We start from the raw sequence: 17,701 nt of genomic DNA, 5'->3' as shown, positions 1-17,701 counted from the left end.
ACATGAGTGTGATTGCGCAGGCAGGGGCGAAGGGTCGTCAACTGCACAAATTTGGTGGTAGTAGTCTGGCTGACGTGAAATGTTATCTGCGCGTCGCGGGCATCATGGCGGAATACTCACAGCCTGACGACATGATGGTGGTTTCCGCTGCGGGCAGTACGACCAACCAACTGATCAGTTGGCTGAAATTAAGTCAGACCGATCGCCTCTCTGCGCATCAGGTGCAACAGACCCTGCGTCGCTATCAGTGTGAGCTGATTAGCGGCCTGCTTCCTGCCGACGTGGCGGATGGATTAACCAGCCTGTTTATTAGCGATCTGGAGCGTCTGGCAAATCTGCTGGATAGCGGCGTGAATGACGCCGTTTATGCGGAGGTGGTAGGTCATGGTGAAGTATGGTCGGCACGTCTGATGTCTGCGGTGCTGAATCAGCATGGCATGGCGTCGGCCTGGCTGGATGCGCGTGAATTCTTACGCGCCGAGCGCGCCGCGCAACCGCAGGTGGATGAAGGGCTTTCTTACCCGTTATTGCAGCAACTGCTGATCCAGCACCCGCAAAAACGTCTGGTGGTGACCGGTTTTATCAGCCGTAGTAATGCGGGTGATACGGTGCTGCTGGGCCGTAACGGTTCTGACTATTCCGCCACGCAGGTTGGCGCGCTGGCGGGTGTTTCCCGCGTCACCATCTGGAGCGACGTGGCCGGGGTGTACAGCGCTGACCCGCGTAAAGTTAAAGACGCCTGCCTGTTGCCGCTGTTACGTCTGGATGAAGCCAGCGAGCTGGCGCGCCTGGCGGCACCGGTTCTGCACACCCGTACGCTGCAGCCGGTTTCCGGGAGCGATATCGATCTCCAGTTGCGCTGTAGCTACACGCCGGATCAAGGCTCTACGCGCATTGAGCGCGTACTGGCTTCAGGTACCGGCGCGCGTATCGTGACCAGCCATGATGACGTTTGCCTGATTGAATTTCAGGTTCCTGCCAGCCAGGACTTTAAGCAGGCGCATAAGGATATCGACCAGGTCCTCAAGCGTGCGCAGGTGCGTCCGCTGGCCGTTGGCGTTCATACCGATCGTCACCTGCTGCAGTTCTGCTACACCTCGGAAGTGGCGGATAGCGCTCTGCGAATCCTTGATGAAGCGGGTTTGCCGGGTGAACTGCGTTTGCGTCAGGGGCTGGCGCTGGTGGCGATGGTGGGGGCGGGCGTCACCCGTAATCCGCTGCACTGCCACCGTTTTTGGCAGCAGTTGAAAGGACAGCCGGTGGAATTTACCTGGCAGTCGGAAGAGGGTATCAGCCTGGTGGCCGTGCTGCGTACCGGCCCGACGGAGAGCCTGATTCAGGGTCTGCATCAGTCCATTTTCCGCGCAGAAAAACGCATCGGCCTGGTGCTCTTTGGCAAGGGCAATATTGGTTCCCGCTGGCTGGAACTGTTTGCTCGCGAGCAGAGCACGCTCTCGGCGCGTACCGGTTTTGAATTTGTGCTGGCAGGGGTGGTGGATAGCCGTCGCAGCCTGTTGAACTACGAAGGGCTGGATGCCAGCCGGGCGCTGGCGTTCTTCAATGATGAAGCCATTGAACAGGATGAAGAGTCACTGTTCCTGTGGATGCGCGCGCACCCGTATGACGATCTGGTGGTGCTGGATGTGACCGCAAGCGAACAGCTCGCCGATCAGTATCTCGACTTCGCCAGTCACGGTTTCCACGTCATCAGCGCTAACAAACTGGCCGGGGCGAGCACCAGCAATAAGTATCGCCAGATCCACGACGCGTTTGATAAGACCGGGCGTCACTGGCTGTACAACGCCACCGTGGGGGCGGGGTTGCCGATCAACCACACCGTGCGCGATCTGATCGACAGCGGCGACACTATCCTGTCAATCAGCGGGATCTTCTCCGGCACGCTGTCCTGGCTATTCCTGCAGTTTGATGGCTCTGTGCCGTTTACCGATCTGGTGGATCAGGCCTGGCAGCAGGGACTGACGGAGCCGGATCCGCGCGTCGACCTGTCGGGTAAAGATGTGATGCGCAAGCTGGTGATTCTGGCGCGTGAAGCGGGCTACGACATCGAGCCGGATCAGGTTCGCGTTGAGTCGCTGGTTCCCGCACATTGTGAAGAAGGTTCAATCGATCACTTCTTTGAAAATGGCGATGAACTGAACGACCAGATGGTGCAACGTCTGGAAGCGGCCCGCGAAATGGGGCTGGTGCTGCGCTATGTGGCACGTTTCGATGCCAACGGCAAAGCGCGCGTCGGCGTCGAAGCCGTTCGTCCGGAGCACCCGCTGGCAGCGCTGCTGCCGTGCGATAACGTCTTCGCCATTGAAAGTCGCTGGTATCGCGATAATCCGTTGGTGATCCGCGGACCCGGTGCCGGTCGTGACGTTACCGCCGGGGCGATCCAGTCAGATATTAACCGTCTGGCGCAACTGCTGTAGTTTTTGCCGGATGGCGCTGCGCTTATCCGGCCTACGGTTCGTCAATCATGCTGGCCGGTGCGTTACCGGCCGGCAAACACTTCTTTTGCGGCGAACAGACCGTTTAACGCGGCTGGAAAGCCTGCATATACTGCCATCTGCATCATCACCTCAATAATTTCCTCCTGCGTTAACCCGACGTGCAGCGCGGCGGCAATATGTACCTTCAACTGCGGCGTGGCATTACCCAGCGCGGTCAATGCGGCGACGGTGGCAATCTCCCGACTGCGTAAATCCAGCCCGGGTCGGGAATAGATGTCGCCAAAAGGAAACTCAATCAGATAGCGGGCGAAGTCGGGAGCAATATCTTTCAGGCTTTCGACGACGGCATCGCCGCCTTTGCCATCGACCTGCTGTAGCATGTCCTGACCGGTAATAAAACGTTCCGAATGCATGGTGTCTTCCTCGTTTGTGTAATGTATGGCGTGAGGATAGGGCGGGTAGAATCATTTGGATAATACCGTTTCCGTGATACCTTTTCGGTATGACAACACCGCCTCAGCACTCTCTGGATATCCGCCTGCTGCGCTACTTTGTCGTGGTGGCGGAAGAGAACAACATGAGCCGGGCGGCCCAGCGACTGTTTATGTCGCAACCGCCGCTCAGCCGCCACATACGCCAGCTTGAAGAACGTCTGGGGGTAACGCTGTTTGTCCGTCATACCAAAGGCCTGACGCTGACAAATGAGGGACTGCAGGTGCTGGAGATCGTACGTCCGCTGCTGGAACTGCAGGATAAAACCTGGGCAGCTCTGAGTCAGCTCGCGCCAAATGATGTGCAGTCGCTGCGTCTGGGGCTGACGACGGCGTTTGAGCAGGGTGTTTTCGCTGGGCTGGAAACGCAGATGAATACCCGGGTGGAGACCCTGCGTCTGGTGCGCCAGGGCTCGCCCGATCTGGTGCGTCAGGTGCGACGCGGAAAACTGGATGCTGCCGTGGTGGCGTTGCCGCTGGAGTCCGTCGGACTTGCCGTCACGTCGCTCGACTGGCACGAGCCGCTCATCGCGGCGCTACCCGCCATCTGGCCAGAGGCAGGCAGAGAGTCTCTCCTCCTGGCGGAACTTAACCACCGGCCGCTGTTCTGGTTCAGCCGGGAACGTAATCCGGCCTTCTTTGACGCTACGCGGGAACGCTTTCAGCGCGTGGGTTACGCCCCGGCCTGTCTTGAAGAGCCGCTGGAGCATGACGTTCTGCTGGCGCGAATTGCGCATGGCGACGGTCTGAGCTTACTTCCGGCCTCCTTTGCCGCCATTCAGCGCCAGGGGGTGGTTTTTCGTCCACTGTGTGACGGTGAACTCAGTATTCAGGCGGGGCTGGTAATGCTGCCGGAGAACGTTGCGCGCTTACAGTGGCTGAAAAGCGTGATGTCAGCCCTCTGAATGGCGGGCTAACGTGAATTTTTTTCATCTTCCCTGACTTTTCCTCACCATCAACGATGATTTTTCAGTTGACGTCATCGTGCTTTTCCGTCATTTTTACATCTGGACGTCTAAACGGATAGATGTTCACAACACAACATATAATGACAAGCGATTGATGAGGTAAGGTATGAGCTTTTTTCACGCCAACCAGCGGGAAGCCCTGAATCAGAGCCTGGCGGAAGTCCAGGGTCAGATTAACGTTTCGTTCGAGTTTTTCCCGCCGCGCACCAGTGAAATGGAGCAAACCCTGTGGAATTCCATCGATCGCCTGAGCAGCCTGAAGCCGAAGTTTGTTTCGGTAACCTACGGCGCAAACTCTGGCGAGCGCGACCGTACGCACAGTATTATCAAAGGGATTAAAGATCGCACGGGTCTGGAAGCCGCACCGCACCTGACCTGTATTGACGCGACTCGCGATGAGCTGCGCACTATCGCGCAGGACTACTGGAACAACGGTATCCGCCACATTGTTGCGCTGCGTGGCGACCTGCCGGCGGGCAGCGGCAAGCCGGATATGTATGCTGCCGATCTGGTGAGCCTGCTCAAAGAGGTGGCTGACTTTGATATCTCCGTCGCCGCTTACCCGGAAGTGCACCCGGAAGCGAAAAGCGCGCAGGCGGACTTGCTCAACCTGAAGCGTAAAGTGGATGCCGGGGCGAATCGCGCCATCACCCAATTTTTCTTTGATGTCGAAAGCTACCTGCGCTTTCGCGATCGCTGCGTCTCTGCGGGCATCGATGTGGAAATCATTCCTGGCATTCTGCCGGTCTCGAACTTTAAGCAGGCGAAGAAGTTTGCTGATATGACCAATGTGCGCATTCCGTCGTGGATGTCACAAATGTTTAACGGCCTCGATGACGATGCGGAAACCCGCAAGCTGGTGGGGGCAAATATCGCCATGGACATGGTGAAAATTTTAAGCCGGGAAGGGGTAAAAGATTTTCATTTTTATACACTTAACCGCGCTGAAATGAGCTACGCGATTTGCCACACGCTGGGCGTCAGACCCGGTGTATAAAATGCCTCGGCCCTCCCCGGAGGGCTTTTTTACACCTCATTTTGATCTACATCTCTGTAACTAAAAATATAAAAGGTATCAGCTATCGAATCTGTGGATTATTTCGACTATATCTTATCTCTGTAGGTGTATATCGTAATGTAAACACTGTAAAGGGAGCATATAGATGAGCACGCCAGACGATATCCATAACCCGACGTCCGCCGGAAAATGTCCTTTTCATCAGGGCGGCCATGACCAGAGCGCTGGAGCAGGAACAACCAGCCGTGACTGGTGGCCTAACCAGCTCCGCGTCGACCTTTTAAACCAACATTCCAGTCGCTCAAACCCGCTGGGTGAAGATTTCGATTACCGCAAAGAATTCAGCAAATTAGATTATTCCGCGCTGAAAGGCGATCTCAGAGCGCTTCTCACCGAATCTCAACCGTGGTGGCCTGCTGACTGGGGAACTTATGCCGGTCTGTTTATCCGCATGGCCTGGCACGGTGCAGGTACCTATCGTTCCGTTGATGGCCGCGGCGGTGCGGGTCGCGGACAGCAGCGTTTTGCTCCCCTGAACTCCTGGCCGGATAACGTGAGCCTGGACAAGGCGCGTCGCCTGTTGTGGCCAATCAAGCAAAAATACGGGCAAAAAATTTCCTGGGCAGACTTGTTTATTCTGGCGGGTAACGTCGCGCTGGAAAACTCGGGCTTCCGTACCTTTGGTTTCGGTGCGGGTCGCGAGGACGTCTGGGAACCGGATCTGGATGTGAACTGGGGCGATGAGAAAACGTGGCTTGCCCACCGTGACCCGGAAGAGCTGGCAAAACGTCCTTTAGCCGCCACCGAGATGGGGCTGATCTACGTTAACCCGGAAGGCCCTAACGCCAGCGGTGAACCGCTTTCTGCGGCCTCAGCAATTCGTGCAACCTTTGGCAACATGGGGATGGACGATGAAGAAACCGTCGCGTTGATTGCAGGCGGTCACACGTTGGGTAAAACCCACGGCGCAGGCCCGGCGACACATGTCGGTCCGGACCCGGAAGTGGCACCGATCGAAAACCAGGGTTTAGGCTGGAAAAGCGATTTTGGTAGCGGTGTGGGCGCGGATGCGATTACCTCCGGACTGGAAGTGGTCTGGACGCAAACCCCAACCCAATGGAGCAACTACTTCTTCGAGAACCTGTTCAAATATGAGTGGGTACAGACGCGTAGCCCGGCTGGCGCCATCCAGTTTGAAGCGGTTGATGCGCCAGAAATTATTCCCGATCCGTTCGACCCGTCGAAAAAACGCAAGCCCACCATGCTGGTCACCGACCTGACGCTGCGCTTTGATCCGGAATTCGAAAAAATTTCCCGTCGCTTCCTGAACGATCCGCAGGCGTTTAACGAAGCCTTCGCCCGTGCGTGGTTCAAATTGACCCACCGTGATATGGGGCCGAAAGCGCGTTACATCGGACCGGAAGTGCCAAAAGAAGATCTGATTTGGCAGGATCCGCTGCCGCAACCGACCTTCAATCCGACAGAAGAAGATATCCTGAGCCTGAAATCTGCGATTGCCGCGTCTGGCCTCTCTGTTGGCGAGCTGGTGTCCGTCGCGTGGGCATCTGCGTCGACTTTCCGCGGTGGTGATAAACGTGGCGGGGCGAACGGTGCGCGTCTGGCATTAGCGCCGCAGCGTGGTTGGGATGTCAATGCGATTGCCACGCGTGTACTGCCGGTTCTGGAGAAAATCCAGCGCGACTCTGCAAAAGCCTCGCTGGCCGATATCATCGTTCTGGCCGGTGTCGTCGGGGTTGAACAAGCCGCCAGCGCCGCAGGTGTCAGCATTCATGTGCCGTTCACCCCAGGTCGCGTGGACGCGCGCCAGGATCAGACGGATGTCGAGATGTTTGAACTGCTCAAACCGATCGCTGATGGTTTCCGTAACTATCGCGGTGAACCTGGCGCGGCAACGACAGAGTCTCTGCTGATTGATAAAGCGCAGCAGTTGACCCTGACTGCACCGGAAATGACCGTGCTGGTGGGTGGTCTGCGCGTTCTTGGCGCGAACTACGATGGCAGTAAGCATGGCGTCTTTACCGATCGTCCGGGCGTGCTCAGCAATGACTTCTTCGTCAACCTGCTGGATATGCGTCATGAATGGAAACCGGTTGATGAGTCAAACGAACAGTTTGAAGGCCGCGATCGTCAGACCGGTGAAGTGAAATACACCGCTTCCCGTGCGGACCTGGTCTTTGGCTCTCATGCGGTATTGCGTGCTCTGGCGGAAGTGTATGCCGGTAGCGATGCGCATGTGAAGTTCGTGAAGGACTTCGTTGCGGCATGGGTGAAAGTGATGAACCTGGACCGCTTCGACCTGCAGTAATCCCGATTCTGACGTAATCTGACCCCACTTCAGCGACTGCTTGCAGTCGCTGAAGTGTATCCGTAGGGGTATAGTGTTCACAGGAAACGTCAATCTACTGGATTAATCATGTCTGTCTCAGGAAAGGGCAATCCACTGGCAATCGGTGGTCTTATCTTACTTACCCTTATCTGGAGCTATAGCTGGATTTTTATGAAGCAGGTCACGAGCTATATCGGCGCGTTCGACTTCACTGCATTACGCTGTATCTTCGGAACCTTACTATTATTCATCGTCCTCCTCCTGCGCGGCCGCGGTCTGCGCCCGACGCCGTTCAAATACACGCTGGCGATTGCGCTATTACAGACCTGCGGCATGATCGGGCTGGCGCAGTGGGCGCTGATGAGCGGCGGGGCGGGAAAGGTCGCGATTCTGACCTATACCATGCCATTCTGGGTCGTCATTCTGGCGGCGCTGTTTCTGGGCGAACGGCTACGGCGTTTGCAATACGCGGCAATTATGATTGCGGCTATTGGTTTACTGCTGGTGATGCAGCCGTGGCAACTGAATTACGCCTCGCTGAAGAGTGCGTTGCTGGCGATCCTCTCCGGGGTCAGTTGGGGCGCGAGCGCCATCGTCGCCAAACGGATGTATGCCCGCCATCCTCGTATTGATTTATTGTCGTTAACCGCCTGGCAGATGTTGTATGCCGCGCTGGTGATGAGTGTGGTGGCCTGGTGGGTTCCACAACCGGTGGTTGACTGGCAGCCCATCGTATTCTGGGCGCTGGCCTATAGCGCGATTCTGGCGACAGCGCTGGCCTGGAGTTTGTGGCTGTTTGTGTTGAGGAATCTGCCTGCCAGTATTGCCAGCTTAAGTACCCTGGCGGTTCCGGTGTGCGGCGTTCTGTTTTCCTGGTGGCTGCTTGGCGAAAAACCCGGTCCTGTCGAGGGTGGGGGAATTGTGCTGATTGTCCTGGCGCTGGCGATTGTCAGCCGGAAAAAGCGCGAAGTACAGACAGTTGAACAGGCTTGAAAACATAAGAAACACTCCCGGAAGATGCCGGGAGTGTTATGCGTTTTATTCCCATTCTTGCAGATAGCGCTGACCGTACTGGTCGGCAACCAACAGCGCTGCATAAACCTGATCCGGCGTCGCGCCGCCAGGCATGTTATGAATGGTTTCGCCTTCCGCACAGGCGGCTTCCGCCACGATACGCATCTTCGCCGGAATATCCTGTTTGATATCCAGTTGCGCCAGTGTAATCGGCAGACCGACGGAATGGCAAACTGCGGCAACGGTCTCAATCTCTTCAACCGGCGCGTTTTCCAGAACCAACTGAGTCAGCGTACCAAATGCCACTTTTTCACCGTGATAATAGTGGTGCGCATCCGGGATTGCCGTCAGACCATTGTGAACCGCGTGTGCGGCGGCCAGACCGCCGCTTTCAAAGCCGACGCCGCTCAGATAGGTATTAGCTTCAATTACGCGCTCAAGCGCCGGGGTGACGACGTGCTGCTCGGCGGCCAGCATTGCTTTTTCACCCTCTTCAAGCAGGGTGTTGTAGCACAGTTCAGCCAGCGCCAGTGCCGCCTGAGTGCATTTGCCGCCTGCCATGGTGATCGCGCCGCTGCGTGAACACGCGCGCGCTTCAAACCAGGTCGCCAGCGCATCGCCAATCCCTGCGGCTAACAGACGCGCCGGGGCACCGGCAACGATTTTGGTGTCGACAATCACCATATGCGGGTTATGCGGTAGCAGCAGATAACGGTCAAATTCACCGGCATCGGTGTAGATAACAGAAAGGGCGCTGCATGGCGCATCGGTTGAGGCGATGGTCGGCGCGATCGCCACAGGCAGGTCCATAAAGTGGGCAAGGGCTTTCGCGGTATCCAGCGTTTTACCGCCGCCGATGCCGAGAACGGCGCCGCACTGCGCGTTTTCCGCCACGCTGCGCAAACGGTCGATCTCGTTTTGCGAGCATTCACCGCCAAATGGCGCAACTTCCAGCGCCAGTCCTGCGTTTTTAAAGCTTTTTTCCAGTTCGCCCTGGGCGAAACCGAGAACAAATTTATCGCCGACAACCAGCCAACGTTCGGCCAACGGCTTGAGGTATTCGCCAAGACGAGTGATGACATCTGCACCCTGGATGTACTTACCAGGTGATTGAATAATGCGATCCATACGTTATTTCCCTCACAGGTTGATGTTACCGAATGCGTTTTTCCAGTCTTGCTCAAACTTCTCAACAGCTGACTGTACCGCAGGGGTATCGAGCATTTGTTGCGCTACATCTAAAGGAAGGGTGATCGCTTCACAACCCGCCAGCAGACAATCCAGCGCCTGGCGTGGGGTTTTAAAACTGGCGGCCAGCACCTTGCTTTTCGGCGCATGCCGTTCCAGCAGCGTCTGTAATTCCTGTACCGTGCGGATACCGTCTCCGCCCTGGGCATCCACGCGGTTGACGTAAGGCGCGACATATTTCGCCCCCGCCAGCGCGGCAAGCAGTCCCTGAGACGCGCTGTACACAGCGGTACCCAGTGTAACAATGCCCTCTTTTTTCAACTGATTGATGGCAACCAGTCCTTCAGAGGTCACCGGGATTTTCACCACAATTCCCGGAACGGCATTGTTCAGACGTTTGGCTTCGTTCACCATTCCCTGCGCATCGCGGCTCATGGTCTGGGCAAACAGAATGCCGTGTTCGCCAATCACCCTTTGCAGACGCGGCAGGACATCCCAGATAGATTCTTTGCTTGCCGCCACAATGCTCGGGTTGGTTGTTACCCCGGCGATGGGGAAGATGCGGGCCAGACGTTCGACTTCCGCCACATTGGCGCTATCCAGATACAGTTCCATTTTGCTTCCTCTTAAAGTTCAAGCTCATGTTGCAGCAGGTTGGCAATCGCGTCTGCAGACGCGGCGTTCACCAGCGCGTTGCGAAATTCTTCATGCATAATGCGACGGGCCAGGCGCGAGAAGATACGCATATGCTGGTCTCCCGCAGCGTGTTTGTTGAGCGTGAGCATGATGATGAACTGCGCCTCATCATCTCCCCAGCGTACGGGGGCTTTCAGGCGCGCGACGCTTATCGTGGACTGCTCAATATGCTCAGATTTGCTGTGCGGAATGGCGAAACTGAAGCCCAGTCCGGTGGAGAATACCGCCTCGCGGGCCCACAGATCGGCTTCCAGTTTGCGAGGGTAGCGGCAGCGACTGGCGAGCAGCAGGTTGTCGGTCATCCCTTTGATCACCTCTTCTTTGCTGCGCCAGTCGCTGTCGAGGGTGATGCACTGGGCGGTGACCAGCGGGGCATCCTGCTGCGTCATGCGGAACTGCGCCAGCAGATGCTCCACTTCCAGCGACGTGCGACAGGCCATCGCCTGATTCAGTAACTGTCGGCAAGCGCGACTGTCGAGCTGTGCCATCCGCGCTTTGGCGGCAGGAATGGCGGGGGCGCTCATGCTGATTTCGTCCAGTCCCAGCCCGACCAGCAGCGGCAGAACGGAGCCTTTTGCCCCGAGTTCGCCACACAGGCCGATCCATTTCCCCTGACGGTGTACTGCCTGTACCGCGAAATCCAGCGCGCGCAGGAAGGCCGGGTTCAGGCTGTTGTAATGGCGGGTGACTTTGGCGTTATCGCGGTCAACGGCCAGCAGGTATTGCGTCAGGTCGTTACTGCCGATGCTAAAGAAATCAATCTCTTCACAGCACTGATCGATGATGAACATTACTGACGGGACTTCCAGCATAATGCCGAGCGGGATCTTCTCATCAAACGGGATCTGCTCATTGCGCAGCTGCTGCTTGGCTTCCGCCAGTTTCTCTTTAACCCACAGGATCTCTTCCATCGAGGAGATCATCGGGATCATGATTTTCAGGCTACCGTGCGCCGAGGCGCGCAGGATCGATCGGAGCTGAGTGGTAAACAGCGCGGCGTATTCTTCATAAATACGCACGGCGCGATAGCCGAGGAACGGGTTGGCTTCAGCGGGAATATTCAGGTAATCAACGGGTTTATCGCCGCCGATATCCATCGTGCGCACAATAATGCTGCGTCCCTGCGCGGAGTCCAGCGCCTGGCAAAAAATGTTGTACAGCTCGTTCTCGCCTGGGGCGCTGATCCGGTCCATATACAGCATTTCGGTGCGAAACAGACCGACCGCCTCCGCACCGTTGCCGAATGCCGCCTGCGCTTCCACGGAGTGGGCGATGTTGGCGGCAACTTCCATTCGGATACCATCAGCCGTGCGCGCTTCCTGGGTCAACCAGACGCGCTGTTGCTCGCGCAGCGCCTCGTGCACGCGGGCTTCCTGCTGATAGTAGCGGCTGACCGGCTCGTCAGGCGCGACCACCACCGCCCCTGCATTGCCGTCGATATAGACCTCTTGTTGCAGCCATGGGGTTAAGGCATCAGTCGCGACGCCAACCAGCGTGGGAATGTTGAATGAACGAGCCAGGATCACGGTGTGCGAGGTGGTACCGCCACTTTTCAGCAGCAGGCCTTTGAGGAAGGTTTTGTCCAGTTCGAGGAACTGGCTGGGCGTCAATTCATCCGCCATGCAGACGCTCGGTTGGGTCAGTTTTCCGGGGGCCGGAAAGCGTTTTTCGCCGTAGATGTGTTGCAGCAACTGGAAGCAGACGTCACGCACGTCCAGCGCGCGTTCCTGCAAATAGCTGCTGCTGGAACGAACAAACTCTTCGCAGAAGTGGTTAGCGCTGTCGACAATCGCCTGTGCGCAGCTTAAGCCGCAAGAAACGCCCGTCAGCAGATGCTGACGCAGGGAGGTATCGCCTGCCAGCGAACGGTGGGCTTCCAGAATAGCGCTGGTGGCGCCGTCGCTGTCGAGCAAACGAAATTCAATGTTTTTCACCAGTAGCGTCAAGCCGCGATCCAGCGCCGACTGCTCGCTTTCCACATCGCTTGCCGCAGGGAGTTCGCCGAGCGCATTGAGATCCAGCGAAGAGAGAAGCGTCAGGATGCCGCCCGCGCTGCCGCTGCAAACGCTGCGGGCGCGGAAAAGCTGCGGATTCAGGTGGGTCAGCGAGGCCGGTAGCGGTTCTAATTCGCTGTTGTTGACCTCAGCCAGCGGCGCATCGCAGTGGGCAAACTCGTCGCGCAGCCACTGGCTCAGGCGTTGATGGGCATCGGCTTCATCCGCGCCGGTAATCAGCAACTGGCAATGGTCGCCGGCCAGCGTATCTGTGCCAATCAGCGCCAGCGCGCTCTTGGCGTTGCCTTTACGATCGGTTCGCAGGTTGTGCCACTCAATGTGTGAAGTAAAGGTATTACACAGTGTCTCAACATGGCTTGCCGGGCGTGCATGAACGCCATTGGGCAGCTCACAGGTAAATTCCACAATCAGGGCCATTGCCTCTCTCCCATAACGGTTTTCTGCCTACAGGATAAAAGGCCTTGGTTGTTCGCTGCCATGTGACAATTCTGCCAAAAACTGGACAAATGTAATGTAAGACGAAAAGTGGGAGATAGTTCACAAGTCGACGTGATATCCATAAATCCTCCTATTTCTCAACTTATGAGGCGGATCCCATTTTTGTACTGACATTACAAAAATCCAGTAAATGGCCTTTTTATCCACTGTCTGCGCCCTTGCGGATTGCCTATTGTTTTCCACAACAACGTTATGGACATGGGCAAACATGTGCCCGGGAGCGACTTATGAATGAGTTGGTACAAATCCTGAAAAACACCCGTCAGCATCTGATGACGGGGGTGTCGCATATGATCCCCTTTGTGGTCGCGGGCGGCATATTACTGGCAGTCTCCGTCATGCTGTATGGCAAAGGCGCGGTGCCTGATGCCGCGACCGATCCGAATCTCAAAAAACTGTTTGATATCGGCGTGGCCGGGCTGACGCTGATGGTCCCTTTCCTCGCGGCGTACATCGGTTATTCCATTGCCGAACGCTCTGCCCTGGCACCGTGTGCGATTGGCGCCTGGGTGGGCAACAGCTTCGGCGCCGGGTTCTTCGGGGCGCTGATTGCCGGGATTATCGGCGGCATCGTTGTGCACTACCTGAAAAAAATCCCGGTTCATAAGGTGTTGCGTTCCGTGATGCCGATCTTCGTGATTCCTATCGTCGGGACCTTTATCACGGCGGGCATCATGATGTGGGGGCTGGGCGAACCCGTTGGCGCACTGACCGCCAGTCTGACCCAGTGGCTGCAGGGTATGCAGCAGGGCAGCATCGTGATGTTGGCGGTGATTATGGGGCTGATGCTGGCCTTTGACATGGGTGGCCCGATCAACAAGGTTGCCTACGCCTTTATGCTGATTTGCGTGGCGCAGGGGGTTTACACCGTGGTGGCCATTGCGGCTGTTGGGATCTGCGTGCCGCCGCTGGGCTTAGGGCTGGCGACGCTGGTGGGGCGTAAAAACTTCTCTTCTGAAGAACGCGAAGCCGGTAAAGCGGCGCTGGTGATGGGCTGTGTCGGCGTGACCGAAGGGGCGATTCCTTTCGCCGCCGCTGACCCGCTGCGCGTCATTCCTTCCATCATGCTGGGCTCGGCCTGTGGTGCGGTCACTGCGGCGCTGTTCGGCGCGCAGTGTTACGCCGGTTGGGGCGGACTGATCGTTCTGCCGGTGGTTGAAGGCAAACTGGGCTATGTCGCCGCGGTGGCGGTGGGGGCGGTGGTGACGGCTGTCTGTGTGAACGTGCTGAAAAGTCTGGCGCGCAAGAATGTCTCTCAGACCGACGAGAAAGAAGACGATCTGGATTTAGATTTTGAAATTAATTAAGTGAGGAGTGGCGTCATGACGAAAATTATTGCAGTAACCGCATGTCCTTCAGGTGTTGCACATACTTATATGGCCGCTGAAGCGCTGGAAAGCGCAGCCAAAGCAAAAGGCTGGGAAGTGAAAGTTGAGACGCAGGGCTCGATTGGTCTGGAAAATGAACTCTCGCCAGCCGATGTGGCGCAGGCCGATATCGTCATTCTGACCAAAGATATCGGTATCAAATTTGAAGAGCGTTTTGCAGGCAAAACCATCGTACGCGTCAACATCAGCGATGCGGTGAAACGCGCTGACGCGATCATGAACAAGATTGGCGCGCATCTGGCGCAGACTGCGTAACCGTTTTGTTTGCCGGATGGCGCTTCGCTTATCCGGCCTACGAATCAGAGCAAGTTTTAAGTTTAAGGGGCAACCTCATCAGGCGTCATCGTTGCAGGCAGTTTGAACACGGACAGCGCGCAGGAACCCGAGCGTACACGGAGTACGTGAGGGTTACGAGCACTGCCCAGGTTCAAAATGACAAATAAGATAGCCTGATAGGTTTGGCCCCACAGGAGTTCCTCATGACCAACCGTATCCATCGTCTCAAAACCGCCCTTTTTAAAAATAACCGTGAAATCTCACTTGAGCGTGCTGTGTTGTATACCGCCAGCCATCAGCAGACAGAAGGGGAACCGGTCATTTTACGTCGGGCGAAAGCGACGGCTTATATCCTTGAGCATGTCGCGATTTCGATTCGTGATGAGGAACTGATTGCCGGCAACCGTACCGTTAAGCCGCGTGCGGGCATCATGTCGCCGGAGATGGATCCGTACTGGCTGCTCAAGGAGTTGGATCAGTTTCCGACCCGTCCCCAGGACCGTTTCGATATCAGCGAAGACGATAAACGCCTCTATCGCGATGTGCTTTTCCCTTACTGGGAAAAACGGTCAATGAAGGATTTCATCAACGGTCAGATGACGGATGAGGTCAAAGCCGCCGTCAGCACCCAGATTTTTAGCATCAACCAAACGGATAAGGGACAGGGACATATCATCATTGATTATCCACGTCTGCTGAATCACGGGCTGGGTGAACTGGTCGAGCAGATGCGCGTGCACTGCCAGCAGACGCCGGATAACATCTTTTATCAGGCGGCGCTGCTACTGCTGGAGGCATCGCAGAGCCACATTCTGCGCTATGCCGTACTGGCGGAAAGCATGGCTGAACGCTGCCCGGACGCCACGCGTCGCCAGGAGTTGCTGACTATCGCCGCCAACTCGCGGCATAACGTGCAGCATAAGCCGCAAACTTTCTGGCAGGCGTGCCAGTTGTTCTGGTACATGAATATCATTTTGCAGTACGAATCCAACGCCAGCTCGCTGTCGCTGGGCCGTTTCGATCGGTACATGCTGCCATTTTATCAGGCGTCGCTGACGCAGGGGGAAGACCCCGCATTCCTGAAAGAGTTGCTCGAATCGCTGTGGGTGAAATGCAACGACATCGTGCTTCTGCGTTCGACCAGCAGCGCGCGCTATTTCGCCGGCTTCCCGACCGGGTATACCGCGCTACTCGGCGGCCTGACGGAAAATGGCCGCAGCGCAGTAAACGTGCTTTCGTTCCTCTGTCTGGATGCCTACCAGAGCGTGCAGTTACCCCAGCCGAATCTGGGCGTACGTACGAACGCGCTGATTGATACGCCGTTTCTGATGAAGACCGCCGAAACCATCCGTCTGGGGACCGGCATTCCGCAGATTTTTAATGACGAAGTGGTGATCCCGGCATTCCTCAACCGGGGCGTCTCACTGGAAGATGCGCGTGATTACGCGGTGGTGGGGTGCGTGGAGTTATCGATTCCGGGCCGAACCTACGGCCTGCACGATATCGCCATGTTCAACCTGTTGAAGGTTATGGAGATAAGCCTCTATGAGAACGAAGGCAATCGCGAGCTGACCTGGGACGGACTGCTGGCGCATATTCGCGCCAAAATCAGCCACTACATCACGCTGATGGTGGAAGGCAGCAATATTTGTGATATCGGTCATCGCGACTGGGCGCCGGTGCCGCTGCTCTCCTCGTTTATCAGCGACTGTCTGGAGAAGGGATGTGACATCACCGACGGCGGCGCGCGCTATAATTTCTCTGGGGTACAGGGTATTGGTATCGCCAATCTGAGCGACTCGCTGCATGCGCTGAACGGACTGGTGTTTGATCAGCAGCGCGTCAGTTTCGACGCGTTGCTTGCGGTGTTGAAGGCCAACTTCGCCACGCCGGAAGGGGAAAAGATCCGCGCGAGGCTCATCAACCGCTTTCAGAAATACGGTAATGACATTGATGAGGTGGACGACATCAGCGCCGAACTGCTGCGTTATTACTGCAAAGAGGTGGAAAAATACCAGAATCCGCGCGGCGGCCAGTTTACGCCGGGCTCTTATACCGTTTCCGCGCACGTTCCGTTGGGGGCGGTGGTGGGGGCGACGCCGGACGGGCGTTTTTCCGGAGAACAACTGGCAGATGGCGGCCTGTCGCCGATGCTCGGACAGGATATGCAGGGGCCGACGGCGGTGCTGAAATCGGTCAGTAAACTGGATAACACGCTGCTGTCCAACGGGACGTTGCTGAACGTGAAGTTCACGCCCGCCACGCTGGAAGGAGAGGCGGGATTACGCAAGCTGTGTGATTTTTTGCGCGCCTTTACCCAGCTAAAATTGCAGCACATTCAGTTTAACGTGGTGAATGCCGAAACGCTGCGGGAAGCACAGCTGCGACCCCAGGATTTCGCCGGGCTGGTGGTGCGCGTGGCGGGGTATAGTGCCTTCTTTGTCGAGCTGTCGAAGGAGATCCAGGATGACATCATTCGCCGCACCGCGCATCAGTTGTGAGGTTGTGGAGTCACGCGACGAGGAGGTTGCGCGCATCTTCAATATTCAACGCTATTCGCTGAATGACGGTCAGGGGATCCGCACGGTGGTTTTTTTTAAAGGCTGCCCGCATACCTGCCCGTGGTGCGCTAATCCGGAATCTATCTCGCCACGGATTGAAACGGTGCGGCGGGAAAGTAAATGCCTGCACTGTTCGCCGTGTCTGCGTGATGCTGATGAATGCCCGTCCGGGGCGTTTGAGCGGATTGGTCACGACATCACCCTGGATGAACTGGAACGTGAGGTAATGAAAGATGACGTTTTCTTTCGTACCTCTGGCGGTGGGGTGACGCTGTCGGGCGGCGAAGTGCTGATGCAGGCGGCCTTTGCCACGCGGTTCTTACAACGTCTGCGGCGCTGGGGTGTGCACTGTGCGATTGAAACGGCAGGCGATGCCCCCGCCCGTCGCCTGCTGCCGCTGGCGAAAACGTGTGATGAGGTACTGTTCGATTTAAAGATAATGGAGCCAGAACGGGCCCGTGAGATTGTGGCGATGAACATGCCACGCGTGGTGGCGAATCTGCAAATGCTGGTGGAAGAGGGCGTGAACGTGATCCCCCGCTTGCCGCTGATCCCCGGCTATACGCTTACGCAGGAGAATATACAGCGTGCGCTGACGTTGCTGTTATCGCTTGGTATAAAGCAACTGCACCTGTTACCGTTTCATTTATACGGTGAACCGAAATACCGGTTGCTTGGGCAGCAATGGTCAATGAAGGACGTCCCTGCGCCGACGGAGCAGGTTGTCGCCCAGGTGCGTGAGATGGCGGAGAACGTTGGCTTTCAGGTCACAACAGGAGGGTAAT

13 protein-coding genes are annotated in these 17,701 nt (G+C 56.7%); 9 read left to right on the top strand and 4 right to left on the bottom strand.

Annotated features, from left to right (window positions below; genetic code table 11):
- Window positions 1-2: 2 nt before the first annotated feature.
- On the top strand, window positions 3-2,435 hold the full coding sequence (gene metL, locus ACERJC_RS21185; RefSeq protein WP_286632378.1) for a bifunctional aspartate kinase/homoserine dehydrogenase II: 2,433 nt from the start codon (window positions 3-5) through the stop codon (window positions 2,433-2,435).
- Between the two features lie 62 nt (window positions 2,436-2,497).
- Here the strand turns inward: metL and ACERJC_RS21180 are convergent, their stop codons facing one another.
- Window positions 2,498-2,869: a carboxymuconolactone decarboxylase family protein gene (locus ACERJC_RS21180; protein WP_152401249.1), complete on the bottom strand. Its 372-nt coding sequence runs from the start codon at window positions 2,867-2,869 to the stop codon at window positions 2,498-2,500.
- Window positions 2,870-2,958: 89 nt separating this feature from the next.
- On the opposite strand from ACERJC_RS21180, the gene ACERJC_RS21175 reads away from it, so the two are divergent.
- The 4 genes from ACERJC_RS21175 (at window position 2,959) to ACERJC_RS21160 (ending at window position 8,273) form a co-directional block, all read left to right on the top strand.
- Window positions 2,959-3,852: a LysR family transcriptional regulator gene (locus ACERJC_RS21175; RefSeq protein WP_373672434.1), complete on the top strand. Its 894-nt coding sequence runs from the start codon at window positions 2,959-2,961 to the stop codon at window positions 3,850-3,852.
- Window positions 3,853-4,021: 169 nt separating this feature from the next.
- Window positions 4,022-4,912, top strand: a complete 891-nt coding sequence (gene metF / locus ACERJC_RS21170) for a methylenetetrahydrofolate reductase (RefSeq protein WP_046493473.1) — start codon at window positions 4,022-4,024, stop codon at window positions 4,910-4,912.
- A gap of 166 nt (window positions 4,913-5,078) precedes the next feature.
- Window positions 5,079-7,259, top strand: coding sequence for a catalase/peroxidase HPI (gene katG, locus ACERJC_RS21165; RefSeq protein ID WP_286632376.1), 2,181 nt, complete (start codon window positions 5,079-5,081; stop codon window positions 7,257-7,259).
- 108 nt (window positions 7,260-7,367) lie between these two features.
- On the top strand, window positions 7,368-8,273 hold the full coding sequence (locus ACERJC_RS21160) for a DMT family transporter (RefSeq protein WP_373672433.1): 906 nt from the start codon (window positions 7,368-7,370) through the stop codon (window positions 8,271-8,273).
- 45 nt (window positions 8,274-8,318) lie between these two features.
- Here ACERJC_RS21160 and gldA read toward each other — a convergent pair whose 3' ends face one another.
- From gldA to ptsP, 3 genes are read right to left on the bottom strand one after another with little or no spacing between them, the layout of a single operon-like run.
- Window positions 8,319-9,422 (bottom strand): bifunctional L-1,2-propanediol dehydrogenase/glycerol dehydrogenase, encoded by a 1,104-nt coding sequence (gene gldA / locus ACERJC_RS21155; RefSeq protein ID WP_373672432.1) that lies wholly within the window; start codon window positions 9,420-9,422, stop codon window positions 8,319-8,321.
- Between the two features lie 12 nt (window positions 9,423-9,434).
- Complete coding sequence (gene fsa, locus ACERJC_RS21150; protein ID WP_373672431.1) at window positions 9,435-10,097, bottom strand: fructose-6-phosphate aldolase; 663 nt, start codon at window positions 10,095-10,097, stop codon at window positions 9,435-9,437.
- An 11-nt stretch (window positions 10,098-10,108) separates the two neighbouring features.
- On the bottom strand, window positions 10,109-12,610 hold the full coding sequence (gene ptsP / locus ACERJC_RS21145) for a phosphoenolpyruvate--protein phosphotransferase (protein ID WP_373672430.1): 2,502 nt from the start codon (window positions 12,608-12,610) through the stop codon (window positions 10,109-10,111).
- A gap of 308 nt (window positions 12,611-12,918) precedes the next feature.
- Here ptsP and ACERJC_RS21140 point away from each other — a divergent pair, with 308 nt between their 5' ends.
- From ACERJC_RS21140 to ACERJC_RS21125, 4 genes are all read left to right on the top strand, one after another.
- The gene (locus tag ACERJC_RS21140; protein ID WP_152401261.1) at window positions 12,919-13,998 is read left to right on the top strand and encodes a PTS fructose transporter subunit EIIC; all 1,080 of its coding nucleotides are present in this window, start codon (window positions 12,919-12,921) and stop codon (window positions 13,996-13,998) included.
- A gap of 15 nt (window positions 13,999-14,013) precedes the next feature.
- Window positions 14,014-14,334 (top strand): PTS fructose-like transporter subunit IIB, encoded by a 321-nt coding sequence (locus ACERJC_RS21135; protein ID WP_371896188.1) that lies wholly within the window; start codon window positions 14,014-14,016, stop codon window positions 14,332-14,334.
- Between the two features lie 224 nt (window positions 14,335-14,558).
- On the top strand, window positions 14,559-16,856 hold the full coding sequence (locus ACERJC_RS21130) for a formate C-acetyltransferase (RefSeq protein ID WP_373672429.1): 2,298 nt from the start codon (window positions 14,559-14,561) through the stop codon (window positions 16,854-16,856).
- A complete protein-coding gene (locus tag ACERJC_RS21125) occupies window positions 16,822-17,700 on the top strand; it encodes a [formate-C-acetyltransferase]-activating enzyme (protein ID WP_373672428.1) in 879 nt (292 codons plus the stop codon). Before ACERJC_RS21130 ends, ACERJC_RS21125 begins: the two co-directional genes overlap by 35 nt.
- The last annotated feature ends 1 nt before the right edge of the window (window position 17,701 follow it).

It is taken from the genome of Citrobacter telavivensis, assembly GCF_041807075.1.
GTDB classification, from domain to species: domain Bacteria; phylum Pseudomonadota; class Gammaproteobacteria; order Enterobacterales; family Enterobacteriaceae; genus Citrobacter_A; species Citrobacter_A telavivensis.
Note: the sequence above shows the minus strand (reverse complement) of the source record. Positions and strands in the feature narration are given on the sequence as shown.